This window comes from Rickettsia tillamookensis (assembly GCF_016743795.2).
Classification (GTDB): Bacteria; Pseudomonadota; Alphaproteobacteria; order Rickettsiales; family Rickettsiaceae; genus Rickettsia; species Rickettsia tillamookensis.
On sequence record NZ_CP060138.2, the window covers coordinates 352,611 to 379,184 of the forward strand.

A 26,574-nucleotide genomic window follows, 5' to 3' on the forward strand; every position below is an offset into this window, starting at 1 on the left:
GAGAGGTAAATAGTGCTGCTACAAGTACTATCTTTATCTGTATTACAACAGCAGTAACATTAAGTATATTAGGCATAAGATACATAGCTAATAAAATTAAGGTACATATAAATTCTGATTACTATGATGATAGTGATCAACATAATATATGTTTAGGTCAAATAGAGGATCAAGAGGCTCTAAATAATTAAGTATACTCGTTTAATTTGAAAAATTGGCTACGTTATCTTTTGCTGATAATCCTCACGTACTAGTATGTACGCTGCGTTTATCAGCTTCAAGATTCCTCGCTCTTTTCCAAATTAAACTTCGTCTACCAACTCTTCATTTATGAGATATATATATAAAATTTTTACTGAATTAATGATTCAAATTCTTTTACGACGGCTTGATAAAGTTTCCGTTTGAAAGGAATTATAATAGATAATAGTTCGTCAAGTGATGCCCAACGCCATTGGTCAAATTCCGGATTAGAGGTATTTATATTAATATCTTCGTTATTTCCGGTAAATCTAATTAAAAACCAGCGTTGTTTTTGTCCGCGAAAATTACCGTTCCACAATTTAGGTATTAAAAAGCTTGGTACATCATAACTATACCAGCATTTGCTTTCGGCAATAATATATCCTTTATCACTTCCTATTTCTTCTAACATCTCACGCATTGCTGCAATACTCGGTGTTTCGCCGGGAACTATCCCACCTTGCGGCATTTGCCATGCAGATATTTTTGTATCTATTCTTTTACCGACGAATATATGGTTATCGTCATTTAATATCATCATGCCGACTCCTGGTCTATATGGTAAATCAAGATGTTTTTTGGAAGAATTTCTCATTATTTTTTTACTTTAAAAAATCAATTATAATTTTACTACTTTATTTTTCCCCGTTGTTTTAGCTTCATACATAGCTTTGTCAGCACGTTCAATGAAAGATTCTATTGATTCTTCTTTTTTATATTCCGTAACTCCAATTGAAATAGTTTTTTTTAAAGGTTCAATTTGATCTTCAATGTGAAAATCCATATATTCTATTTTAACTCTAACTCTCTCCGCAGTTTCAATTGCTTTAGAAATATCTATATCCGTTAAAAGTATAGTAAATTCTTCACCGCCGAATCTTGCTATTAAGTCTGTTACTCTGAGAGTATTCTTCAAAATACGGGATACAATTGTTAAAACCTTATCGCCTGCTTGATGACCATAAGTATCGTTTACGTGTTTAAAATTGTCGATATCGCACATAAGTAAATATAATTTAATACTTTCTTTATTAGCTTTCTCAATCATTTGTTTGAGGTGTATATCGAAATAGCGACGATTAAATAAGCCGGTTAAGCCGTCTTTAGCTGCTAAATTAACACTTTGTTCAAGGTCATTACGTAGATTATCTTGATATTGCTTACGCCTTAATTGTGTTCTAATTCTAGCAAGTAATTCGCTTTCCTCTATAGGATAAACGAAATAATCATTAATACCGAGTTCAATACCTTTCACAACTAAAGGCATACCGTCTTCATCAATTTGTAAAATTATTACCACGCCGCTTATTTCTGCTTTACCTCTTAAAATAACACTGATTCTTAAAGGATCTTCATTTTCGAGCGTACTACTGATAATTACTAAATCGGGTGTATATTCATTTATAATATCTAATTCATCGGAATTACTTATTACCTTTACGTTTTGGGTAATCTTAAGTAACATTTGTTTTATATTTTTAGCTTGTACCACATCATCATTAATTAGTAATATTTTTTTATCTGCAAAAGTGTCATGCATTTCGATATTTGTTACGCCTAATAATGCATTAGTGCTATTACGAAGCTTTAATTCATCAATTAAGCTTTTCATTCTAGATAGCGATTTAAGTCTTACAAATAGAGCAGTATCGTTAATAGGCTTTGTTAAAAACTCATCAGCCCCTGCTTCAAGACCTTTAACTCGATCATCAATATCAGAAAGTGCAGTTACCATTACGACCGGTATATGAGTAGTTTCCGGATCGGTTTTTATCGTTTTACATACCTCAAATCCATCCATTTCCGGCATCATAACATCAAGTAGTATAGTATCGATTTTCTCCTTTTTAAGAATTGCTAGTGCTTCTTTGCCGCTATTTGCAGTAAGAACCGTATAATACTCTTTTAAAAGTTTGGCTGTTAGTAACTTAATATTGGTTTCTATATCGTCTACTACTAATATTGTGGTCATAAGATTAAATTCTTGTTTTTAAAGGAAATAATTTGTATATTTATACTTTAATTTTAAGTCTTAAATGTATAATATATGAAAATTTCAGCAAATTCAATTAGAACAGGTAACATATTAGTTTATAATAATGATTTATGGGTTGTAAGCAAAACACCGGAACATACGCAACCTGGAAAAGGTGGAGCTTATGTACAAGTTGAGATGAAAAATTTAAAAACAGGTACAAAGCGTAACGATAGATTCAGCTCTTCCGATTATTTAGAAAAAGCCGAACTTGAACAAAAAGATTATCAATTTTTATATTTTGAAGGTGATGATTTAGTGTTGATGGATACCAAACATTTTGAACAAATAAATGTTCCCAAGGAAATTTTAGAAGAAAAATTACCTTTCTTAACTGAAAATATGATTGTTAAAGTCGAATTTTACAATGAGAAGCCTTTAAATATTGAGCTTCCTCCAACTGTTATACTTGAAATTAATGAAACTGATCCGGTAATAAAAGGAGCAACCGCTACCGCTTCTTATAAACCGGCAATTTTAGAAAACGGTATTAAAGTTAAGGTTCCGCAATATTTAGAAGTAGGAGAAAAAATTGTTGTTAAAACTGATGATATGACATATGTCGAGCGAGCTAAATAAATTTCCATTATGCAACCTATAACTAATTTATTAATTAATGCCCTGCGTAAAGCAGTTAAGTTTTTGCATAGAGATTTTTTAGAACTCGAAATGCTGCAAAAAAATTCTGTAAGAAACGAAGAATTTTGTAAGCGATCTTATTTAAGATTAAAAACTTTATTATGTGAAGAATTACAAAAACATACACAATATTTATTTTTTCCAGAGGATCAATTCGATTTAAATAATAATTATGAGAGCGTCTTTTTAATTAATCCTATAGATAGCCCAAATAATTTCGCCAGAAGCATACCTTTTTTTGCGATATCTGTAACTTATTTAAAAAAGAATCAAGAAGTTTTAACTCCTACTTCTACAGTAATATATTTTCCTGCTCTTAATGAAATTTATTATGCTGAAAAAGGTAAAGGAGCTTGGATAGAAAAAAATAATTTAAACTCTAATTATCAAGGATTAAGACTTAGAGTTTCCGATAATGCCGATTTAAAGAATTGTTTAGCAATTATTGAAGGTTTAAATTATGATAATTTGGAGGAAATATATTCCTGTGAAGTGAAGAGTGAGTATATAAATAATATTAGATCTTTTGGCTCTCCTTGCTACGGGGCTACGCTTGTAGCTTCAGGTAAAGCGGATTTAATATGTTTATCATTATTAAATTTTACATTATATTATGCATTTGAGCTTCTTATTAAGGAAGCAGGCGGGATAATTATAGATTCTAGCGATAAATTTATATATTCAAATCGTTATATTGCTAAGAAGCTTGAAAAATAGGCTATCTGTATCAGTTATTTTAATTGATGATTAAAGAGATTTTAGAAGGAATAGTAGTTCTTATTTCAAGAAAATCTTATAATTTGTAGCAAAAAAGCATTTAATCAGCTTTAAAGTAACTGATACAGTAACCTCTTGGACAGAAATTATTTTAGATTTGCATTTTTATTGTTAGAATATAATAATATTAATATAATTATTAATTCATAAAGTTATGGCACATTATAAAGAGTTTGAATTTGACTGCGATTTTGGTGGACAAAGAGCCAAGTTTAAGTTTTATATAGGTACGCCTCAAGAAGGTCATCATCCGCTACAATTTCAAGCAAAATGGTTATCTGAAGAAAGAGGCGGTACTATTCCTGATGAGGTTATGAAAGCAATATCACAGCTAAATGATCTTGTCAAAAAAAACGGTGTTCCACTTCCGGATTTATGCGTATATGCTCTTGGTTCTGCTCAAGAAGCCCAGGCTACTCCTCAAGAAGAAGATGAAGATGAGAGTGAGAACCAAGAGGATAAAGCAGAGCAGGCATAGTTAAAAACTAATAAGGAGATTTATAGAGATTAAAATGAAACAATATAATGATTTATTTAAAATTATTCACCGCGAAGGATATATATTTATTGCTAGCTTTGCATTAGTAAGTTTTTTATTAGCATCATTTAATGAAAAACTTGGCTGTATTGGATTTATTGCTACTGCTTGGTGTATTTATTTTTTCCGTAATCCTGATCGCTTTGTTCCTATAAGTGATGATCTGGTAATAAGTCCTGCAGATGGAATAATTCAAGAAATTAAGGAAGCATTGCCACCTCCGGAATTAGGTCTTGGTGATGTGGAAATGATTAGAGTTAGTATTTTTCTAAATATTTTTAATGTCCATGTTAATAGAATCCCGGCAAACGGAAAAATTTTAGCACTTCATTATAATCCCGGAAAGTTTTTTAATGCTTCACTTGATAAAGCTAGTATTTATAATGAGCGTCAATCAGTATTAATGGAAACTGATCAAGGGCAGAAAATTGTTTTTGTTCAAATAGCTGGACTTATAGCAAGGCGTATAGTTTGTGATTTAGAAGAGGGTAATGAAGTTAAAACAGGCGAGCGATACGGTATAATTCGTTTCGGTAGCAGAGTAGATGTTTATCTACCGTTGAAAACAGCTTTATTAGTGAGTAAAGGGCAGACTGCTATAGGCGGTGAAACTATCATTGCTGATTTTGGACGTAAAAAGACAGCAGAATTTAAGTTTGAGAGGAAGTAGCTATACGTCATAAGCTACGGAAATTACGTAGTAATTGTACGTCCGCAGTCTCAGGAGTTTGTTTCATGAGATTGCTACGCTCCTTGCAGTCGTAGTCTTGTTGCATGGCTCAAAAAAAGCGTTCGATGTCATTCCCGCGTAGGCGGGAATCCATAAAAATAACTTAAATATTAATCATATTTGGTAAAATAAACCTAAAAAAACAAGTTTTTTATAGGTTTTACTGGATTCCCGCCTACGCGGGAATGACATAAAACGAGCCATGCAACAAAGCCTGCAGTCGCTCGCAATGACGTTCTTTATACAATACATTTTGAGTATTAAATTTGTTAAAAATTCGTAAATCTATAATAACTAAGCCTGTACCTCTAATAAAATTAATTCCCAACTTTATTACGTTGCTTGGTTTAGTAACCGGTATGAGTTCTATAAAATTTGCTTTGGATAGCAGATGGGAACTTGCGGTATATTGCATTATAGTAGCGGCAATTGTTGACGGTATCGACGGTAGAATAGCAAGGATGCTAAATGCAGCTAGCCCATTTGGTGCAGAGCTTGATTCATTATGCGATTTTGCTAATTTCGGTATAGCTCCTGCCTATTTAATATATTTATGGTCTTTTCAGCAATATGAATATAAGGTATTTTCATCAGCGGTAATGCTATTATTTATAGTGTGTATGGCACTACGTTTAGCTCGCTTTAACGTTGGTATTTATCAACCGAAACAAGATAAAAAAACTGAATATTTTTTTACCGGTGTACCTGCCCCATGCGGTGCTTTACTTGCTTTAACTCCTGTAATGATAGATTTTGAAATCGGTACGTTATTAAATATCAATACCCGTACTCACACTATAACAATTAATATATATTTGGCTATTATAGCTTTTCTACTTGCTAGTAGGCTTCCTACAATCTCAACAAAAAATTTGAGTATTAAACCTGAATATTTATCGCTTGCAATGATTTTAGTTGCTATTGTTATTATAAATCTTATCATATATCCATGGTATTCAATGCCGTTAATTGCAGTTATATATATTCTTTCTATACCAATTTGTTATTTTTTAAAACATAGAGGGTATTGGTAAAGTTAATTATGCCTAGTGTATTACAACAAGCTATCGACAAATATAAACATCATCCATTTACTAAATATGTAATTATTATAGCCTTAATAATATTTATTTATTTGGGATATAGAATTTATGTTTGGGCAAATACACAATCCACGGATAATGCTTACATAGATGCAGATATTTCAAATGTTAGTGCTGAAGTTAGCGGTGTTTTAACAAAGTTATTTGTTACAGATAATACTAAAGTTAATAAAGGTGATCTGATAGGAGAAATTGACGATAGAGATTATAAGGCAAAGCTTGCAGCACTTGAAGCATCTATTGAAGCTTGCATAAAAAATATAGAAATTATAGAGCAAAAAATCTCAATAGGGCAGATTAGCCTAGAGCAGGCGGCTGAAAAATTAAAGCTTACTAAAATAAGCTTTGATATTGTTTCAACAGATTTTACTAGAGTGCAGGAATTAAATAAGGCAAAATTTGCTAGCTCTAAAACGTTAGATGATTCTAAAAACGCATATCAAAAAGCCAAAACGGATTATAAACAAGCACAGTTAGATTTAGATATATCTAAGCAAAATTTACAACTTCTTGAGCTTGAAAAAGCAGCAGAACAGGAAAAACTTAAAGAGCTAACGGAAAACAAAAAAGTAACGTTAAGGAGCTTACAAAATACTAAACTTATTGCTATGGTACCCGGTATATTCGGTAATAGTAGTTTAGAAGTCGGAAATTATATAGTACCGGGTAGGGCGTTGTTTTCTATAGTTCAAGATAATACTATGTATATTCAGGCTAATTTTAAAGAAACGCAAATTAAGAAATTTAAGTCCGGCATGAAAGTCAAAATTGAATTTGATGCTTTGCCTAAAAAAATAATTTACGGGGAGATTCGTAATATCGCTCCTGCTACCGGTTCTAAATTTAGTTTAATCCCTCCCGATAATGCTACAGGTAATTTTACTAAAATCGTACAACGTGTCCCTGTTTTAATAGATTTTGAATCCCCAAATGCTAATCTAGTCCCCGGCATGTCAGCAATAGTATCAATCAGAACCGATCAAAAGACATAATTTTCGTCAAAAATAGCAATAATTATTCTACTAAAAGTATACATTCTAGTATTATTTACTTATTACTTAAAAAGTTATATAATATAAGTAATACTAAAAAGTAATAATTAATATGCAAAGATATTTAGATCCTACAAATGATAGTTTATTTAAAAAAATCTTTCGTGATTTAGAAAGGTTAAAGGAATTTATCAATGCAGTTCTTGAATTACCTGAGGGGTTTAGAATTAAAGAAATAGAATTTATACCTGTAGAGCAAGTACCTATTATTGATAAAGGGAAAAAAAGCATATTTGATTTAAAGGTTAAAGATGAAGCCGGTAGCTGGTATATAATCGAAATGCAAAAAAGAAATGAAAGCGATTATTTAAAAAGAGTACAATATTATTCGGCTCATTCATACGTACAGCAACTGACTAAAGGGATAAAGCATAAAGATTTATTACCGGTAATAGTTATTTCACTTATTAAGACTAAAATGTTTGACGACGAAGTACCTTGTATAAGTCTTCATAAAATGCTTGAAACTAAAACAAATAAGCAATATTTATTTGATTTTTCCTATGTGTTTATAGAGCTTAAAAAGTTTGATAAAGATAAGTTTGATAGTACTATAGATGAGTGGCTACATTTATTTAAGTGTGCAGAAAACGAAACTAGTCCGCCTGCAAATATAAAGAGCGAGAAAGTACTAGATGCGTATAATGTAATTGAAATGCACAACCTCACGCCCGAAGAATACGACGCCTACATAAGAGCAAAATTAATGGAAGATGCTGAAGAAATAGCTTTAGAAGAAAAATTTGAAAAAGGTAAAGCAGAGGGTAAAGCTGAGGGGAAAGTAGAAGGTAAAGTCGAGGGTAAAGCAGAATTAATACAAATGATGCTAAAACAAGGTAAAACTGTTCAGCAAATAATAGAGTTCACAGGATTATCTAAAGAAGAAATAGAACAGCTAAAAGCAAAAATAGAAAATTCTAAAGCTAGTTGATTAATTATTTACCGCTTAACTCTGTTAATTCTTTTTTTAGTTTTATTACTAAAGTTTGTAATTTTTCAAATTCTTCGCGAGTGACGTAATTACCTTTAAGTATTTTATCCTCAATTATGCCACAGCTTTTATCCGCTATACTATTTAAGGCTTTTTGTGCGACAACGCTAGCTCCAACGGCTACTTTTAAAATATTATTTGTTTTCATATTACCTCTATAGATAAAGCATGTAAGCCGCTATTAAATTCATCGGCAAGTAAGTTATTAATAGTGCGATGATTGGCAATTAGGCTTTTTCCCTGTAATGTTTCTGCAGCAATTCTTATTTTTATATGGCTGTGAATTCCGTCATAATGACTAGCATGTTTATAGCTTTCATCTATTATTTCTTGAAAATGTGGTTTTAACACACTTAATTTTTCTTGTATCCTTTCTATACGGCTCATATTTTTATTTCATTTACAGTAAAAATGTCTTAATATTCTTAAGTATATAATTTTATGATAAAAATGGCAATGTCGGAATTAATAACGGATTATAAAGATTTACAAGATGAGATAGATAAATTGGGAAAAGGCGTATGTTTTGCTTGTAGATTAGTTAATTATGATGAAATAGAATTTATAGAGCAGGATAAGCATTTTATAATTGAAGATTTAGATCAAATCATTGAAGATGTAAGCAAAGAACTTAATATTTTTTCAAAGTTTAAGAAAATAAAGAAAGATAGAATATTATTTATCCTAAATACTACTGATTCTGACTTAATTAAAAATTTTGCTAGAAAATTATATTTATTTTCACAGCTTTATATTAATGAACAGAAGCCGGCAATTTATATGAATTGTTATATTGCTAGTATTAAATTTCCAAAAGTAAGTAATAATGCTAAGGAAATTGAAAAAACATTAAATATGTTACTTTCACAAAATAATAATTATTATTACCGTGAATATAGCAGTACAGAACATGATTTGGAAAATATAAGAAAATCTAATCTTCAGCTTAACTTATTAAGACAAGCCTTAGCAAAAAAGACTATGCGATTTGCTTATCAGCCTATAATAGATCGTAGTACCATGAAAGTTCATTATTATGAATGTCTGCTTCGTATACCTGACGAGAGCGGCGTTTATATTTCAGTAGGTCCTATAATCCCTATTGCTGAAAATAAAGGATTAATTTTTATAATTGATCAAATTGTTTTGGAAATGACTGTTAACGAACTTGCAAGCAACCCAAACTTAATGTTAGCCGTTAATATTTCAAATATAGGAACAGGCGATGAAGCTTTGTGGGAAATAGCAGAAAACTTATTAAAAGCTCATAATGTTCGGGATCGTTTAATTATTGAAATTACAGAAACTTCTTTCAATGAGAATTATGATAAAATAACTTTATTTATTAATAAACTACGTAAGTACGGATGTAAATTTGCATTAGACGATTTTGGCTCGGGTTTTACTTCTTTTAAACAACTTCAAAGCTTACCAATTGATATTATCAAAATTGACGGTAAATATGTACGTAGTATTACAAGTGATGTACAAAGTAGGTATTTCGTAGAAAGATTAATTAAAATTTCAGAAGATTTAGGTATTGAAACAGTAGCTGAATTCGTAGAAAACGGAGAAATAGCCAAATTTTTAATTGATCTAAAAGTCGGTGGGTTACAAGGGAACTTCTATTCCGAAGCAAAGTTTAATAGAACTGATGTCATCCCGTGGCTTGACCACGGGATCCAGAAAAAATAACTTTTAATATCAATGATTTTAATATTTAAAGCTGGATCCCGTGGTCAAGCCACGGGATGACAAAGGACTTGACAACCTACATAAAAACCTCTATGCAGAACTCAACTTTAAATGATTAAACTTAGATGCTGTTACTTGAATTAAAAAAAACTAATCAAACCTTAGAAACTATACATTTTATAGGTATCGGCGGTGTTGGAATGAGCGGTATTGCTGAGATATTACATAACCTAGGTTATAAAGTACAAGGTTCCGATCTAGTAGAAAATTATAATACTAAAAGACTTGAGTCATACGGCATTAAAATATTTTTAGGACACGCCGAGCAGAACATTACCAATGTTTCGTATGTTGTTATTTCATCGGCAATTAATTCAAATAATCCTGAAATAAAAGAGGCATTAGAGCGTAAAATTCCGATTATTAGGCGTGCGGAAATGCTTGCTGAGCTTATGAGATTAAAATGTTCCGTAGCAGTTTCAGGATCGCACGGTAAAACCACTACTACTTCTTTAGTTGCTTGCTTATTTGAGGCAGCTGGTTTATGTCCTACGGTTATTAATGGCGGGATTATAAATAATAAATCGACTAATGCATATCTTGGTTCAAGTAATTATTTAATTGCGGAGGCTGATGAATCGGATGCGACGTTTATTCATATTCCATCAACTATAGCGATAATAACTAATATTGATCCTGAGCATTTAGATTATTACAAAGATTTTGAAACATTAATTGGTGCATTTAAAAGCTTTATTACTAATTTGCCGTTTTACGGTTTTGCTGTTTGTTGTATTGATCATAAAATAGTTCGTAAATTAGTAGATGATATTACCGAAAGGAAGATTGTTACTTATGGAATCGATTCGGAAGATGCTCATATTATAGCGTTTAATATTAACACTGATATTGCTTCCTCTACTTTTGACGTAAAAATTAGTCTACCAAATGTACTAGGTACAACGATTATTGAAAAAATTACTATTCCAACGCCCGGAAGACATAATATTTTAAATAGTCTTGCTGCAATTGCCGTTGGGATAGAATTAGATTTCGGTATTAAAGCTATTAAAAACGGTTTTAATAATTTTAAAGGAGTGAAGAGGAGATTTACTAAAGTAGCGGAATATAATAAGGCGGTGGTTATCGATGATTACGCTCATCACCCCGAGGAAATCAAAGCAACACTTGCGACGGCTAAAAATATAGCAAATAAACAAAACGGTAAAGTTATTGCTATTTTTCAGCCTCACAGATATTCAAGAATGCAGCATTTATTTGATGATTTTATGTTTTGCTTTGCTGATGCCGATATACTCTATATTACCGATATATATGCTGCAGGAGAAGAGCCTATAGAAGGGATTACAAGTCAAAATTTAGTTGATAAAATTGCTAAGAATAAGCATCACGATAAAGCAAATTTTCTAGCACAGCTAGATGATGCGGTCGGGGTTATTATAGATAATGCAGCTTCCGGTGATATGATAATTATGATGGGAGCAGGTAATATTTCAAGTTTTGCAAATGAATTACCAAAAAAATTCGGTAATTTGTGATGACTTTACCGATAGTAAAAGGCGAGTATAAAAAAGATTATAATTTAAAACATCTGACATGGTTTAAAGTAGGCGGTAATGCCGAAATTTTCTTTAAACCTTTTGATGGTGAAGATTTAGCAAGTTTCTTAATACAAAATAAGCAAAAATTACCTATAACTACTTTTGGTGCAGGCTCAAACATTATTATAAGAGACGGCGGCATAGAAGGGGTCGTTATAAAACTTGGTCAGAATTTTAGTAATATTGAGTTTATAGATGATCATCTAATAGTAGGGAGCAGCTGCCTTAATTATAATTTAGCAAAATTCTGTCAAGCAAATGCTATTTCCGGTTTTGAGTTTTTAGTAGGTATTCCTGGTACTATCGGTGGCGGTGTTGCTATGAATGCCGGTGCTTATGGTTCTGAATTTAAGGATATCATAGTTAGAATAGAAGCGATTGATTTTGCAGGAAACTTTTTAACATTCACAAATGAAGAAATCGGTTTTAAATATCGTGGTAACAATTTACCAAAGGATTTAATTATTCTCAAAGCCGTTTTTAAAGTAAATAAAGGCGATAGTGAGAATATATTATTACGGATGAACGAAATAAATAACGCAAGATCAGCTACGCAGCCTATTAAAGAGCGTACAGGCGGTAGTACTTTTGCGAATCCTGAAGGGCTTAAATCTTGGGAACTTATTGACAAAGCAGGACTTAGAGGCTATAGAATAGGCGGTGCTTCGATGTCAGAACTTCATTGTAATTTTATGATAAATAACGGTGATGCTACCGCTAAGGATTTAGAAGATTTAGGTGATTTCGTCCGGCAGAAAGTATTTGAAGATAGTGGTGTTAAGTTAGAGTGGGAAATAAAACGTTTGGGTAGGTATGTTTAAATAATTATGGTTTGAAGCCCTCGGTGTCATCCCGTGGCTTGTCCACGGGATCCAGAAATTTAATAATATAATGAAACAATATTATGTATATATATTAGCTAGTAAACGTAATGGTACATTATATATTGGAGTAACTTCAAATATTATAAAACGTATTTATGAGCATAAACATAAGATAATTAAAGGATTTTCTTCTAAGTATAGCATAAATAAATTAGTTTATTTTGAACAATATGATGATGTTATAGCTGCAATTAATCGAGAAAAATTATTAAAAGAATATAAAAGATAGTGGAAATTAAATTTAATTGAATCTCAAAATCCGGAATGGCATGATTTATATGAAAAAATTATTTTATAATTTTTTTTCTGGATACCGTGGACAAGCCACGGTATGACACGGAACGTAACAACTGCAGGACGACAATATATAGAATAAAAGCAAATAATATGAAATATCAAACACATTGGGTGGAACATTCTGAAGTCAAAATATTAAGTACTACCGGTAAAAAACATATAGCGTTAGTAGCGGGCGGTATGTCTGCTGAGCGTGAAGTATCGTTAGTATCAAGCGAAGGAGTTAGTAAAGCCTTAATTGAATTAGGATATAAAGTTACCTTTATTGATATGGGAGCGGATATTGCGGTTAAATTACAGGAAATAAAACCTGATATTGTTTTTAATTGTTTGCACGGTACATACGGCGAAGACGGTAACTTACCGGGGTTATTAAATATACTTCGTATCCCATATACTCATAGCGGGCTTTTTGCGTCTTGTATAGCCTTTAATAAGATATATTCTAAGGGTATTATGGGAGCAATAAGAGATATACACCTTCAAGAAGAATTTGTCGTAATTAATAAAGAAGATAATATAAAAATCGATCCGATACCAAGACCGTATGTTATTAAACCATTAACTCAAGGATCAAGTATCGGTATTGAAATAGTATTTAAGGAAGATAATTTTAACTTTGCTGATTACAATTTCCCTTACGGTAACGAAATAATAGTTGAGAGATATATTAAGGGTCGTGAACTGCAAGTAGCCTTGTTGAATGGTAAAGCTTTAGGAGCTTTAGAAATTCAGCTTCTCAAGAATCGCTTTTATGATTATGAAACCAAATATACTGAAGGATTAGCTAAACATTTGTGTCCAGCTCCATTAACTAAAGATTTATATCAGAAACTATTAGGGGCTTCTGAAGAAATTTATCGGGCTATTGGTTGTAGAGGGGTAGCAAGGGCAGAATTTATTTTAGAAGATCAGACAAATAAATTATATCCTTTGGAGATAAATACTCACCCAGGTATGACGCCTTTATCAATAGTGCCGGGAATTGCAGCTTATGCAGGGATAAATTTTACTAACTTAATTGAAGAAATTATAAAGACGGCAAGCTTTGAATCATGAGAAAAAAAACAAGCTCCAATAAAAAAAAACAAACAAAAAAAACTAATAATATCTCATTACGCCGAAAATTAGGACTAATTTACAAAAAAGCAATATTAGGGCTTAAGATTGCTTTAATTATCTTTGTATGTCTATTTGTTTTTACAAAATATTTTGCCGGCATAAAAACCTACTTAACAACAAATATATATCAAACAACAACAAAACTTGGGTTTAAACTTGAGAATGTTATCATCGAAGGACAGCAAAATGTCGATGAGCCTACAATATTAAAGGTTTTAAATGCGAATAAGGGCAGTCCTATTTTTGCTCTTAAATTAGACGAAATTAGAAATAATTTAAAGAAAAATAAATGGATCAAGGAAGTATATGTCAGTAGAAGATTACCAAATACTATATATATAAAATTATTTGAAAGAGAACCTATTGCTATTTGGCAAATTAATAATCAGCTTTTCTTAGTCGATGAAGAAGGTTACGAAATTAGTAAAAATATTCAGCCTTTTCCTCATTTATTACATGTTGTAGGGGAAGGGGCAAATATCTACGCAGGTAAATTAGTACTAGAGCTACAGAAATATCCGGCATTAATGAATAAAACTTCAGCTGCCGTAAGACTGGGAGATAGAAGGTGGGATTTAAATCTTAAAGGTAATATAACTATTAAGTTACCTGAAAAAGAGTTTGAAGAAGCATTAAAATATGTCGATGCACTCAATAAAGCAAGCAAGCTATTTAACCAAAATTATAAGGCTTTGGATTTGAGAGATAAGAATAAGTATTATATTGAGAAGTACTAATGTATACTCGATGAACTTCAAAAATTGGCTACGTCGTTCTACAAGTTCTGCGGTGCTCACGTATTAAGTATACGCTCCGCTCCTCGACTTGTGAACTCCTTGCTCTTTTTGAAGTTGATCTTCGTATACCGATTCTTCATTGAAGTATATAAGGAAAGACATCAAAATAAAAAAATGAAAGAGAAAATATCAAATTTTGTGACACTTGATTTCGGTAGTAGTAAGATTGCCGTAATTGCTGCCTATATTAGTAAAAAAGGTGAAATTAAAGTAGCTAGCCAAAATTTGCATCATTCTAAAGGTATTAAATCAGGAGTTATATCAGATTTAAAAAACGCTGAAACTAGCATTGTTTCGGCAATTTATGCACTTGAAAAAGATTGCGGTAAAAATATAAAAAAAGTTATATTGTCGTTATCAGGTGCCGATACTAAATCTTATTATATTAATTATACCATTAAAGTTAACGGGCAAACCGTAACGCAGCAGGATATTAAAAAGTTACTACAAAAAGCATTACTTGAGTTTAAAGTTAAAAACCAAGAAATTATTCATTATTTTCCTCTTGAATTTACCCTTGATAATAATTCAGTCGAGAATCCTATAGGTATGTACGGTAGAGAGCTTAGTTGTGAATTACATATTATTGCAGCTAGTTCAAATATGTTATCAAATATTGTACAATGCTTCGCTAAATGTCATGTTGAAGTCACAAATATTACTCTAGCAATTTATGCTTCTGCTATTAGCTGTCTTACGAATGATGAAAAAAATCTAGGCTCGCTTATTATAGATATGGGCGATAAAACCACCTCTTTCGGCATTTTTTTTGCCGGTAAATTAATATATACAGGGCATGTAAATATAGGTAGTTTTCATATTAGTTCAGATATTGCTAAAGTCTTTGGTATTGATCTTGTTACGGCAGAGAAATTAAAAATTTTATACGGTAATGCAATTATACCTTTATTTGAGAAAGATAGTATTATAAATATGGATGATTTTCAGGTTGATACTCATCATAATTTAAATACTTCCATAACAATTTATAAATTAGCCGAGGTAATAAGAGCGAGAGTCGAAGAAATATTATCAATGGTAAAAGCCGAATATGATAAAGCAACAAAAGGGCAGGTTGAAGTTTTTAGAGTTGTAATTACCGGTGGTGGGTCTCAGCTTAGAGGACTTAAAGAGCTTTCAAATAAAATTTTTGAAAAACAGAGTAGAATCGGTAAACCGGAGATTATTGCCGGTTTTACAGAAGATTATAATCCGGCTATGTATTCAGCAACTATAGGAATGCTAAAAATTCATGCTCTAAAACAGCAAAAAGAATTCGCTCATATTAGACTTGATGAAAATAGCAGCTTCTTTAAAAAAGCTTTTGATTGGTTCAAGGAGAATGTTTAGAGAGGCTGCTTGCGTGGATCAATTTTTCCGTCATTGCGAGGAAATTACGTAAGTAATTGACGAAGCAATACAGTTAAAAATTCTGATTTACAGAATTTTTTTAATCTTTTTCTAGATTGCAACAATGCTTCGCTCTTCGCAATGACGATCCAATATTACCCGGCAGCTGGGGTAAAGCCAAAAGCCGATTCTTCTCCTATTACAGGCATAAGATCATTTTCGATATTACTAACCTCAGTTGATTCATTTAATTCAGGCAAAGTAATGTTTGAAATAATATTAAATTGTTTTATATATTTAATAGCTTCTTTAGCTAGTTCAATATCATATTTTTTGGTTATTATGTCATAGCAGCGTTCATGATCTTCAGGTTTAATATTCTTGATATTAATCTTTGCAAGCAATTTTGGTAAAATTTCTAAATTATTTTCTTCCAGTGCAAGAAAAATTTTTAACATTGAGATTTTACTTTTATTTATTAATTCATCTATAAAAGATGTTTGTGCTTTTTCTCTAATAACATAGTTTAAAGCTAGATCAAAATTACCGTTATATTTGCTATATACAAAATCAATAACTTCTGAGTTTTTTGTTTTAAGAGTTGATTCTAGCTCCTTATGTGCTATCTTTTTTTTGCTATTAAGTACCATTTTAATAGCTGGTAAGTTACATGATTCAATTACTTTTATTGCCCTTAAATCACTAATATTATCAATTTTTGAAGAGATTAATTCAATTATTTGATTCTTCTGTTGAATCCCAAACTGACAATTAAAAGCTATATCAAGGTTATTTTCGTTTATTATCGATATTTTATCGACTATCATTTTAATTATATGCAAATAACCTGTTTCTATAGCTTTCCCTAGATATAGATTCAACTTTATATCCTCAATTTTTCCTGCTTTATTCAATAGTGTTTCAACTGCAAATGGAGCCTGAGATTTAATAGCATGAGATATATATCGACTAGGATCATCATTTATTTTATTAAGTATTGTTTCAGCAAGTAATATAATTTCACAACCGTTTTCACTAATAAGATCACAAAAAAGATATGTAAGATCGGTCTTATTTATCATATTTAAAATAGTTAACATTTCTTGACCGCTTAAACTCTGATTATATAAATTAAGTATTGTGCCAAACGCCTCCTCTAACTCATTACTTGTATATATCTTCTCCAAAAAATCATAATCTGGTAATAGCTCTGAATTTAGATGCTCCTGAGAAAAATGTTCTTTGAGTTCTTTATAAAATTCTTTTACTTTTTGATATTGCTCTTGCAAGAATTCTGAAAAGCTATTCATGTCCATTGTTTTTATAGTTTTATGATCAAAAGCCAAACTATGTATATTATTATTTAATTTGTAACTAATAGAAAAGCCGACGACTGTTAATAACGGTAGATTTTTTACTATAAAATCAATTAAACTCTCTGAGTTACAGTTTTTATTAAACAACAGATTATCTATCCCTGCCTTTGTAGTATTTGTAGCCGGAATATAAGTACATAATACAACATTGCCTTCAACATCTTTTAAATTATGCTGAGCTGCACCGGAATGACAGGAAAATATATGTACAATATTAAGTTGATCTCCTACAGTATTTTTTGCTATTTTTGTCAGAACGTTATGTGCTAGTTGTTCAGAGAGGTTACAAGTATTATTTTCTTGAAATACCTCTAACCTTAATTGTGATAATAAACTTTTTTCAAAATGCTCCATTCCATGAGCATATATAAATATTTCTTGAGGATTATGAGAAGAAGCAAGATATGTTTTTATCTCATCTTCTTTATAAATTTTTGCTAAAGTTTCTTGGTTTGGTAAGTTTGTTATTCTTGGTCCTTGGAGAACTATTTTTTGCATATATTATTACCTTAAATAAATCATTAAAATTTTTAGAAAAAATTAAGCAATTGAAATAAGATAAAAATATATTTATTATAGTTATAAGGAGTACTAATTCATTATAACTAAAGAATTATATTCATTGCTTATATTGTGAATTATACACGAAAATTTTATGTTTGCAAGATAATAGTTAATTTTTTAATTATTTATTAGGAAATAACATTAATAGATAGGAAAATAAGAATATATTTAGTTATTATTAGGTTTATGCTTAGAACAAATTAGTACATTCCCTTTAACTTCTATAATAAAAAGTCGGTCGCCTGTTTTTGCATCGATTTCGTTTGGAGCAAGATAAGCATTCATAATAGCACCGGACCATCTTACTTGTCCTATAGTATCAGAAGAAACGGTAGAACTATAAACCTCTACCGTTTTGCCTATCATATCCGAGTAATTTTCTGTTTTATCAGTTTTATTATAAACATATTTTTTAAGAGGATAATATAATATGCAAAACCAAATAAGCGATAATATACCAAAAAATGTTATTTGATTTGTTAAGCTAACTAGAGGATAGTTATATACCACAAGAGTGTTTGATAATGCTCCAAGCCCAAAGAATAAGAATCCGATACTTGGAACCGCAAAGAATTCAACGACTACACAAATTATGCCTATTATTAACCATATTTCGGTGAGGTAATTATTTATCATGAACATAAGTTTTTAAAAATAATATTACGTCAGCTATGTCTTGTGGTTTTGAGATACCGGCAAAGGACATTTTAGTTCCTGGTGCATAGCTACTTGGTTTATGTAAGAAAGCAAATAAACTATCATCATCCCATACGCCGCCGAGTTTTGATAGAGCAGGGGAATATTTATAGTCTGCTATGCTTGCTTTTGGTCTGCCTGCTACATCCCAAAGATGCGGTCCTAGTTTATTTGGACCGTCTTTATCAAGAGAATGACACATTAAACATTTCTTGGCTATTTCACGACCGTTATCGGCGTTAGCAGTCTTCATTAATTCCGGTATATTTACCGGTGATTGCTCTAGTGCAGTAGTATTTTGATTTTCTGATGATTCTTGAACCGCAACGCTGTAGCCGCGATGTAAAACTTGTAAGTTTGGTTTGTATAATATATTTGCAACAAATCCAACCATCATAGCAATTAAACTAGCAAATAAGATGGCTGCAACAATTTTATTTAATTCTTTTCCAGACATTTATTTTGTTTTTTTATTAGAATTTATACTATAATTTAAGTTGTAAGAGAAGTTAATTAAATAAATAAAAGAAAAATTTATAAAAATATTTGTTCTTTGGAGAGAAAAATAAATGTCTGATTCAAAAAAATCAAGGGTTAGAAAAATATTTAATAAGTTAAAATCTTATTGGACTAGTTTTAGACAAAGTAAAATCGGTAAAATATTATTTAGCAATAGTTTAAGTTATGCAGTTTCCATAGCTTCTATAGCAATTGCAGTTTCCGGACTTTTTACTCCTATATCACCAATAATTATAGCTGTAGCTGTTGTTTCAGGAGTTAGCGTAGGAATTCAAGCTATAAATGAGACTTTGAAAGTGCATGGTTTGCGTAAACTTCATAAAGAGAATAATTTATTAGTACATAACAGAAATGCTAAAAGTCAGCAAGATTATATATTATCATTAGAACCGAGTTTAAAAGATATTTTGAAAAATGAATTATATACGCCGCAAACGGTAGGTAAGGATACTACTCAAGATAAGTATGAGTTAAATGTAAATAAATTGAAAAGTACAGGACGAATATTTGGAAATAATTTAGGTGGAGCCGCAAATTTGGCTGCCTCTATTATTAAAGGTGCTAGCGGTAATGTACTTGATATATTAAAAGCTACGGGTTACGGTGTAGTTACGACCGCATCATTAATTATCGACGGTCTTACTGAAAAGGAAAAAATAGAAATAAAAGCAATATTTAAATTAAATATAAATGAAGAATATAAAAAACAAGACACTCCTATATATGAAAATTTAGAACAATTAGAGAATTATACTAAGAATCAAATATTGCAAACATTAGCTTTGAAAAAATTAATAACGGATAAGAATTATTGGAGTATGAATAAAGACCAAAAAATACAAAAATTTCGAGAAATAAGAGGTAATTTTAATTTTGAAATAAAAAGAAACGGTTTAAAAGAATTTTTTAGAGAAAATAAAATAACAATGGATAATAGAAAAGAGAGTTATATTAAAGATATTAAAAATGTAATGAATCCATTTTATGAAAACCCTAGTAAAGCCGAAGGATATAGTCCTTTAACTAAAGCTATGGATAAAGATAAAGTTAATAATGCTGAAATAAAAAAGACAAAAAGTGAAAATTTAAAAAGGATGCAAAAAAGAAAGCGAAATTTAACAATATGAAATGATTATTATAACTCACTGCTAGTTACAAATTTGTAAGAGGTAGTATCGCTAAATATTCTATGTAATAATTCATTATTAAGAGCATGGCTGGTTTTGTAGCCTTTAATTGAACTTACAACACTAGTGCCGCTGGTATATAAATCACCGAATAAATCTAATAATTTATGGCGAATAAATTCATCTTCATAACGTAAGCCGTTTGGGTTTAAGATTTTATCCTGCTCATCTATTCCTATAGCATTCTCAAATGAGGCCCCTTGGGCAAGTCCTTTGCTTTTCAAATAATCAACATCTTTTATAAACCCAAAAGTTCGAGCATCCGCAATATTTTTAGTAAAAGATTCTTGAACCCCAAAACTTAGATTTTGTCTTCCTATAGCTTTACTGCTAAAATCAATGGTTAAATCTACAGTCATGTGATCGGAAGGAGTACAGTATAATTCACAATCTTTATGAACTACTTTTATATCTTTTAAAATTTTTAGATATTTTTTAGGAGCATTTTGTAATTTTTTTCCTGCACACTCAATCATAAACACAAAAGGTTTACTACTGCCGTCCATAATTGGTACTTCAGGACCGTCAATTTTAATAATTGCATTATCAATGCTGCATCCCCAAAGTGCTGCCATTAAATGTTCAATTGTTGAAATTTGAACTTTATGATTATTACTTATAGTGGTAGATAACAAGGTATCGGAAACGTTGAAATAGCTAGCTTCAATATAATTATTTTCAGAAGATATATCGGTTCTAACAAATATAATACCGGTATTTTCTTTAGCAGGCTCTAGAGTTAATTGGGTGCGTTTCCCTGAGTGAACGCCGATTCCGTAACAACTAACCGGTTTTAATAATGTACTTTGCTGCATTCTAGGAATTGTAAAAGATATACCTAAATATTAACATTTAATGCCGAATTATACAAATTATATTATGTTACAAAATATTACACATATACTCTTCTGCTTTCAAGAATTGCTCTTTCATTTTATCAAGGATTCGCATCCTCACCTATTAAGTATAGGCTGCGGGTGCTCACCTCTCAAAATAAAATTCAATTCTCGAAATCATTTGAGTATACTTCCGATAGAGCTTCAAAAATTGGCTACGTCGTTCTACAAGAGCTTTGGTTCTCACGTATTAAGTATACGCAGCACACCTCGCCTTGTGGACTCCTTGCTCTTTTTGAAATTGATCTTCGTCTATGTAGTATATAATCGACGTACAAATACCCTTAGAAGCAAGTTATGCAGGAAGTATATATTCCTATGAAATGAAGGGTTGTTATACGAAGTTCAACTTGGAAAAGAGCAAGGAGTCCACAAGGCGAGGTGTGCTGCGTATACTTAATACGTGAGAACCAAAGCTCTTGTAGAACGACGTAGCCAATTTTTCAAGTGGGGCGAGTATAATTAGAATCTATATAATTTATACTTAATAAAATACCAAAAATGATAAGCTACAAAACTACCGACTACGGCAAAAACGGAAAATAAGAAATCGCTGCCGTTAATAGTGCCGTAAGGTACATGAGATGATAAAGCTCCGGCAATACCGATGCTGCACATTGAAAAATATGAAAACAAAGCGGTTCTGAGTTCGTAATCTCTAAATTTATCAATTAGTATTAAAATATTGCAAATATAAATGGATCCTAAACAACTACCGATTAGTATTATATATAATATATTAAGGTTTTTACTAGTTCCATGAAGCGGTAGTAAAATAAAGCAGACGAGCAGAATTATAGTTAGTGATAAATTAGCCAAATATTTATTTACTTTGCTTAATATGTAGCATATAGGAATTATAGAAAAACATATTGCTAGGAAAATATATTTTAGTATAAGTCTTAAATTAATTAATGCTAATTCTTTCTTTAATGCAAAAGCTTCATAATACCATAATATATCCAAGGTGACATAGGCAACTACGAAGCCTGTCAATAATTGTAATTCGATATTTTTTATTAAGGATGAGAATTTTGAATTTAGATTTAATTTATGAGATGTAGGATTATAATGCAGAAATTCGGTTAGTATATTGATACAATATAACAATGCACAAATTACTATAGTATTATTTGTCGGTTTTATAAATGGATTTAATAAATCTACCATTAAGTTTCCACCCGCCCATAACAACATTATACAAGCTAAAAAAAAATATTTCTTTTTTTTGCTACTCTCAATAATGTCTAATGTTATAGAAGTGAAATATGAAAATGTTCCAAAATTAATTAAAATAAAATTAATTTTAATTAGAGTATAATTATTTAATAAAATTAGGTTTATTGTACAAATAATTAATAAAGATAAGCTAATTAAAATAATTTTTTTATTACTTAACCTATTAATTAACTGTGTTAAGGCAAAGCCTGCGATTATCGAACCTATAAATTTAGTTTGATTTATATGATTTATTTGTTCTCCGCCTAGATTTTTATTTATCAGTAAAAAGATTTTAAAATTATAAAAATTTATAGCATTGATACAGGAAAAAATAAATATTCCCAAAAGCGAGAAAAAAATAGTTTTATAATCGTTTTTTAAAGTCATAAATTAAGTGTTTGCTAAACATAAATACATGGTATATAACTCATAATTATAATGATTAAGATTATTATCTTAAAAATTAAAGAGATTCGTAATTCCATTATTTAAGTATATATGGATAGTTATTAGATTATCAGCTTTTAATCAAGTATGGTAGTCTTATTTATAATTTGTATATAATTATTGTTTAATTTTAAAAAAATTAATGAATTAAATAATATGAAAATATTTTAATGTAAGAAAAATAATAATATATTTTTTAGTATTTTAAAGAAGTGTTATTTTAAGTTTATCTAGAATTTCATTTTTGCTCTTTAATCATAGATAAATTATCTATTTAAATAAATTAATACAAGATAAACAATGATTTTTCTTAAGATACAAGCATTATATTAATTATTTGTTCTTCAAGTTAGTGAGCAAGATAAATGAATAAAAAGATTATAATTGATGCTAATTTTCCAAGCGAAACAAGAGTAGTTTTATTAGGACAAAGCAACAATATAGAAGATATTGAATTTCAAACAACTGTAAGACAACAAAATAAAGGTAATATTTATTTAGCAAAAGTTACAAGAATAGAGCCGTCCCTACAAGCTGTTTTTATAGAGTACGGAATGGATAAAAGTGGATTTTTACCGTTTAGTGAAATCCATCCTAACTATTACAATTTGCCTGCCTCAGAGAGAAATTTTCCGGTTAATGCTTTTCCTGAAATAGCTCTTTCAAATATTACGGTTGAGGATGACAAAGAGAAACCGGCTGCTATATATGATTCTTTGGTTGATAGTGAAGAAATTGACCTAAAAACCATAGAAGATTTAGTAGAGAGTAAATTCCAGTCAGAACTTAATTTAGAAGCGGCTGACGATATTGAAATTATTCAAAGCGGTGTTGAGCAGAACGTTCCGCAATATAAACAATATAAAGTTCAGGACGTAATAAGAAAAAACCAAATATTATTAGTACAGGTTACTAAGGAAGAACGAGGAAATAAATGTGCCGCTTTTACTACTTATATATCCTTGGCTGGTAAATATTGTGTTTTAATGCCTAATAAAGGTTCGCAAAACGGCATATCACGTAAAATATCAAACGGAGAAGAAAGAAAAAGACTGAAAGATATTTTAAATAAAATAGTAAGCGGTGACAAAAATGCTTACAGCGTCATTGTTAGAACCGCAGGTAGAGGAAGTAGCACCTTAGATTTGAAGAAAGACTATAATTATTTAGCAAGGTTATGGAATAAAATTCGTAAAAGTACTATTAAATTTCCGGCTCCGTGTTTTATTCATGAAGAAGATAGTATAATACGTAAAACCATACGTGATATGTGCGATCACAATGTTAAAGAGGTGGTAATTCAAGGACAAGAGGCTTATGAAGACGCTTCAAAATTTATGCAGGATTTATTACCTTCAGAGCTTTCAAAACTTAAAGAACATAAAAATAAAACTCCTATATTTACTAAGTTTCAAGTAGAAGAGCAATTAGTTAAATTATATCAGCCTGTCGTGACACTACCTTCAGGAGGATATATCGTTATTAATCCTACGGAAGCTCTTATTTCAATTGATGTAAATTCCGGTAAATCAACTTCTGAAAAAAATATTGAAGAAACGGCACTAAAAACTAATTTAGAAGCAGCAAAAGAAATAGCAAAGCAAGTAAAGCTTAGAGATCTATCAGGTTTGATAGTTGTTGATTTTATAGACATGAGCGAAGCTAAGAATCGTAAAATTATTGAACGATCCTTTAAAGAGTTTTTAAGTCGTGACCGTGCTCGTATACAAACCGGTAATATTAGTCAGTTTGGACTACTTGAATTTTCAAGGCAGAGATTACGTTCTTCTTTCTTAGAAACTAATTCAGCAATTTGTTCTCATTGCAACGGTAAAGGAGTCATTAGAGCGAGTGACGCTAATGCTATGTTAATTTTACGTACTATAGAGAATGAAATTTTTGAAGAAAGAATTGATATAATAAATGTTTTTACCAATATCGTTTCAGTTATTTATCTACTTAATAATAAACGTGCTGAGATAAAATTTATTGAAGAAAAATATAATATAAAGCTTAATTTTTATTCCGATCCTAATGCTACATCGGATAGTTATTCGATTGAAAAAGTGAAGCTGTTGAAGAAAAATAATAATAATGTTAATCCTGTTAAGCCGGTAATTCAGAATCATAGTGCCGATTATACTGAAGAAGAACCGAAAAAAGAACAGTTACGCAAAAATAAACATAAATGGAAAACAGCTAATAATAGTAATAATATTGCTAATGAAGTAAAAGATAAGAGTTTAGAAGCAAAAGAACTGATAGAGCAAACCGTAAGCGTTGTGGAAGAGGTGAAAGTTGTAGAAAGTAATACCGGCTTAGAAGAAGCACCAGCTGTTCCAAAAAAGACAAAACGTAGATATCGTAATAAGAAGTCAAATAAGAAACGTCCTGCTAATACCGCTGAAGATACGGAAAAGAATGTAGAGTCTTGATTAATATGTCATTTCTGCGTGGATACCTATGTCATTCCTGCGAAAGCAGGAATCCATACTACTTTAAAGATTTTTAAAAGCTCGATATATCTCGCTTTATGGTGGATTCCTGCTTTCGCAGGAATGACATTGAACACTTTTCTTGAGCCACGCAGCAATGCCCGCTAACAATGCGACAAAATAAAAACATAAACTTAAAATAAAAGTGCAGAAAAGTTTAATTACAAAATGGTTGTATATAAGTTGTATAATGGTCATAGCGATGATTGTTATAGGGGGGGTAACAAGGCTTACAGGTTCTGGTTTATCTATAGTTGAGTGGCGTCCGGTAACCGGTATTTTGCCGCCTTTTAGTTTTGAAAGCTGGCAAGCGGAATTTGCTAAATATAAAGCTTTTCCTGAATATAACTCCGTTAATTATGGAATGACTTTAGCACAGTTTAAGTTTATTTATCTGTTAGAGTTTATACATCGGTTACTCGGTAGAATTACAGCTTTAATATATATTGTACCTTTAATATATTTTTATTTTAAAGATGTTATAAAAAATCGTGACATACTACCTTATATAGTTGCTTTGCTATTATTTTGCGTACAAGGTTTTATGGGGTGGTATATGGTTAAAAGTGGTTTGTTGAATAGCCCGTCTGTTGGTCATTTTCGACTTGCTTTTCATTTAATTATTGCCGTAATTATTTATCACATACTTTTTTATCAATTAATAAAAAATCGTTGTGATATTTTGTTAATACCGTCACAAACAGATTTAAAATTACCATTAATATTTTTCGGTATTGCTATTACTGTAATATATGTACAAATTTTTTTAGGGGCGATGGTTGCAGGGCTTGATGCAGGTCTGATATATAATAGTTTTCCATTAATGGGTGATAGTTTTATCCCGATGGAGATAAAAGATAATTTCTTTAATCTTGCGAATTTGCATGATCCGGTTTTTATACAATTCATACATCGTTTAGGCGGCTATAGCGTATTTTTAGTTGTTGTGGTTTTGGTAATTTGCTTGTTAAAAATAGAACATCCGAAATTAAATAAGATAGCGTATTTTCTAATGATTGCATTATTGATGCAGATATCTACCGGAATAATTACTCTTTTATACTCTGTACCTATAATAATTGCCTCTATACATCAGCTTTTTGCTATAATCCTTTTATCTATAATAATTTGGTGCTATTTTTTAATAAAAAGTAGTTAAAATGTCATACCGTGGTCAAGTCGGTATTGTTGCATGGCTCGGTCCCACCTTTGTCATCCCGTGATTTATTCACGGGATCCAGTTAAAAATACTAATATTATTAGTATTTTTAGTTGTTTTTTTGGATACCGTGGACAAG

At 30.7% G+C, this 26,574-nt stretch carries 26 protein-coding genes; 17 read left to right on the forward strand and 9 right to left on the reverse strand.

Annotated features, from left to right (window positions below; genetic code table 11):
* Positions 1-352 precede the first annotated feature (352 nt).
* Positions 353-838, reverse strand: a complete 486-nt coding sequence (locus H6P87_RS01640; RefSeq protein ID WP_202069769.1) for an RNA pyrophosphohydrolase — start codon at positions 836-838, stop codon at positions 353-355.
* A 24-nt stretch (positions 839-862) separates the two neighbouring features.
* Positions 863-2,215 carry a PleD family two-component system response regulator gene (locus H6P87_RS01645; protein WP_202069770.1) on the reverse strand — a complete coding sequence of 451 codons (1,353 nt, stop codon included), beginning with the start codon at positions 2,213-2,215 and terminating at the stop codon, positions 863-865.
* Between the two features lie 75 nt (positions 2,216-2,290).
* On the opposite strand from H6P87_RS01645, the gene efp reads away from it, so the two are divergent.
* The 7 genes from efp to H6P87_RS01680 all read left to right on the forward strand — a co-directional run bounded on the left by efp (position 2,291) and on the right by H6P87_RS01680 (position 8,048).
* Complete coding sequence (gene efp, locus H6P87_RS01650) at positions 2,291-2,857, forward strand: elongation factor P (protein WP_202069771.1); 567 nt, start codon at positions 2,291-2,293, stop codon at positions 2,855-2,857.
* Between the two features lie 9 nt (positions 2,858-2,866).
* Positions 2,867-3,634 carry an inositol monophosphatase family protein gene (locus tag H6P87_RS01655; RefSeq protein WP_202069772.1) on the forward strand — a complete coding sequence of 256 codons (768 nt, stop codon included), beginning with the start codon at positions 2,867-2,869 and terminating at the stop codon, positions 3,632-3,634.
* 214 nt (positions 3,635-3,848) lie between these two features.
* Complete coding sequence (locus tag H6P87_RS01660; protein WP_202069773.1) at positions 3,849-4,172, forward strand: DUF2610 domain-containing protein; 324 nt, start codon at positions 3,849-3,851, stop codon at positions 4,170-4,172.
* 34 nt (positions 4,173-4,206) lie between these two features.
* Positions 4,207-4,902 carry a phosphatidylserine decarboxylase gene (locus H6P87_RS01665; RefSeq protein WP_011271361.1) on the forward strand — a complete coding sequence of 232 codons (696 nt, stop codon included), beginning with the start codon at positions 4,207-4,209 and terminating at the stop codon, positions 4,900-4,902.
* A gap of 326 nt (positions 4,903-5,228) precedes the next feature.
* Entirely contained in the window at positions 5,229-5,996 is a 768-nt protein-coding gene (locus H6P87_RS01670) for a CDP-alcohol phosphatidyltransferase family protein (RefSeq protein ID WP_202069774.1), read from the forward strand.
* An 8-nt stretch (positions 5,997-6,004) separates the two neighbouring features.
* Positions 6,005-7,057 carry an HlyD family secretion protein gene (locus H6P87_RS01675; protein WP_202069775.1) on the forward strand — a complete coding sequence of 351 codons (1,053 nt, stop codon included), beginning with the start codon at positions 6,005-6,007 and terminating at the stop codon, positions 7,055-7,057.
* Between the two features lie 112 nt (positions 7,058-7,169).
* A complete protein-coding gene (locus H6P87_RS01680; protein ID WP_202069776.1) occupies positions 7,170-8,048 on the forward strand; it encodes an Rpn family recombination-promoting nuclease/putative transposase in 879 nt (292 codons plus the stop codon).
* A 4-nt stretch (positions 8,049-8,052) separates the two neighbouring features.
* Here the strand turns inward: H6P87_RS01680 and H6P87_RS01685 are convergent, their stop codons facing one another.
* Both H6P87_RS01685 and H6P87_RS01690 read right to left on the reverse strand, forming a co-directional pair.
* Entirely contained in the window at positions 8,053-8,256 is a 204-nt protein-coding gene (locus H6P87_RS01685) for a hypothetical protein (protein WP_202069777.1), read from the reverse strand.
* Positions 8,253-8,495, reverse strand: coding sequence for a BolA family protein (locus H6P87_RS01690; protein ID WP_202069778.1), 243 nt, complete (start codon positions 8,493-8,495; stop codon positions 8,253-8,255). Before H6P87_RS01690 ends, H6P87_RS01685 begins: the two co-directional genes overlap by 4 nt.
* 54 nt (positions 8,496-8,549) lie before the next feature.
* On the opposite strand from H6P87_RS01690, the gene H6P87_RS01695 reads away from it, so the two are divergent.
* From H6P87_RS01695 to ftsA, 7 genes are all read left to right on the forward strand, one after another.
* The gene (locus H6P87_RS01695) at positions 8,550-9,803 is read left to right on the forward strand and encodes an EAL domain-containing protein (RefSeq protein WP_202069779.1); all 1,254 of its coding nucleotides are present in this window, start codon (positions 8,550-8,552) and stop codon (positions 9,801-9,803) included.
* 125 nt (positions 9,804-9,928) lie between these two features.
* A complete protein-coding gene (murC, locus tag H6P87_RS01700) occupies positions 9,929-11,362 on the forward strand; it encodes a UDP-N-acetylmuramate--L-alanine ligase (protein WP_202069780.1) in 1,434 nt (477 codons plus the stop codon).
* On the forward strand, positions 11,359-12,246 hold the full coding sequence (gene murB, locus H6P87_RS01705; protein WP_202069781.1) for a UDP-N-acetylmuramate dehydrogenase: 888 nt from the start codon (positions 11,359-11,361) through the stop codon (positions 12,244-12,246). The genes murC and murB overlap by 4 nt, the downstream gene beginning before the upstream one ends.
* Positions 12,247-12,316: 70 nt before the next feature.
* Positions 12,317-12,538: a GIY-YIG nuclease family protein gene (locus H6P87_RS01710; protein ID WP_202069782.1), complete on the forward strand. Its 222-nt coding sequence runs from the start codon at positions 12,317-12,319 to the stop codon at positions 12,536-12,538.
* Positions 12,539-12,696: 158 nt separating this feature from the next.
* Positions 12,697-13,665, forward strand: coding sequence for a D-alanine--D-alanine ligase (locus tag H6P87_RS01715; RefSeq protein WP_202069783.1), 969 nt, complete (start codon positions 12,697-12,699; stop codon positions 13,663-13,665).
* A complete protein-coding gene (locus H6P87_RS01720; protein ID WP_202069784.1) occupies positions 13,662-14,465 on the forward strand; it encodes a cell division protein FtsQ/DivIB in 804 nt (267 codons plus the stop codon). The genes H6P87_RS01715 and H6P87_RS01720 overlap by 4 nt, the downstream gene beginning before the upstream one ends.
* Before the next feature lie 174 nt (positions 14,466-14,639).
* Complete coding sequence (ftsA, locus tag H6P87_RS01725; protein ID WP_202069785.1) at positions 14,640-15,875, forward strand: cell division protein FtsA; 1,236 nt, start codon at positions 14,640-14,642, stop codon at positions 15,873-15,875.
* Positions 15,876-16,030: 155 nt separating this feature from the next.
* On the opposite strand, the gene H6P87_RS01730 is transcribed toward ftsA, so the two are convergent.
* The 3 genes from H6P87_RS01730 to H6P87_RS01740 all read right to left on the reverse strand — a co-directional run bounded on the left by H6P87_RS01730 (position 16,031) and on the right by H6P87_RS01740 (position 18,968).
* Positions 16,031-17,749, reverse strand: coding sequence for a hypothetical protein (locus H6P87_RS01730; protein WP_202069786.1), 1,719 nt, complete (start codon positions 17,747-17,749; stop codon positions 16,031-16,033).
* 234 nt (positions 17,750-17,983) lie between these two features.
* A complete protein-coding gene (locus H6P87_RS01735; protein ID WP_202069787.1) occupies positions 17,984-18,457 on the reverse strand; it encodes an NfeD family protein in 474 nt (157 codons plus the stop codon).
* The gene (locus tag H6P87_RS01740; RefSeq protein WP_202069788.1) at positions 18,441-18,968 is read right to left on the reverse strand and encodes a c-type cytochrome; all 528 of its coding nucleotides are present in this window, start codon (positions 18,966-18,968) and stop codon (positions 18,441-18,443) included. The genes H6P87_RS01735 and H6P87_RS01740 overlap by 17 nt, the downstream gene beginning before the upstream one ends.
* Before the next feature lie 112 nt (positions 18,969-19,080).
* On the opposite strand from H6P87_RS01740, the gene H6P87_RS01745 reads away from it, so the two are divergent.
* Positions 19,081-20,157 carry a hypothetical protein gene (locus H6P87_RS01745; RefSeq protein WP_202069789.1) on the forward strand — a complete coding sequence of 359 codons (1,077 nt, stop codon included), beginning with the start codon at positions 19,081-19,083 and terminating at the stop codon, positions 20,155-20,157.
* A gap of 8 nt (positions 20,158-20,165) precedes the next feature.
* On the opposite strand, the gene lpxC is transcribed toward H6P87_RS01745, so the two are convergent.
* Both lpxC and H6P87_RS01755 read right to left on the reverse strand, forming a co-directional pair.
* Entirely contained in the window at positions 20,166-21,032 is an 867-nt protein-coding gene (gene lpxC / locus H6P87_RS01750) for a UDP-3-O-acyl-N-acetylglucosamine deacetylase (RefSeq protein WP_202069790.1), read from the reverse strand.
* A gap of 543 nt (positions 21,033-21,575) precedes the next feature.
* Positions 21,576-22,721, reverse strand: a complete 1,146-nt coding sequence (locus H6P87_RS01755; RefSeq protein WP_202069791.1) for an MFS transporter — start codon at positions 22,719-22,721, stop codon at positions 21,576-21,578.
* 425 nt (positions 22,722-23,146) lie between these two features.
* Here H6P87_RS01755 and H6P87_RS01760 point away from each other — a divergent pair, with 425 nt between their 5' ends.
* Positions 23,147-25,216, forward strand: a complete 2,070-nt coding sequence (locus H6P87_RS01760; protein ID WP_202069792.1) for an Rne/Rng family ribonuclease — start codon at positions 23,147-23,149, stop codon at positions 25,214-25,216.
* 205 nt (positions 25,217-25,421) lie between these two features.
* Positions 25,422-26,435: a COX15/CtaA family protein gene (locus tag H6P87_RS01765; protein WP_202069793.1), complete on the forward strand. Its 1,014-nt coding sequence runs from the start codon at positions 25,422-25,424 to the stop codon at positions 26,433-26,435.
* The last annotated feature ends 139 nt before the right edge of the window (positions 26,436-26,574 follow it).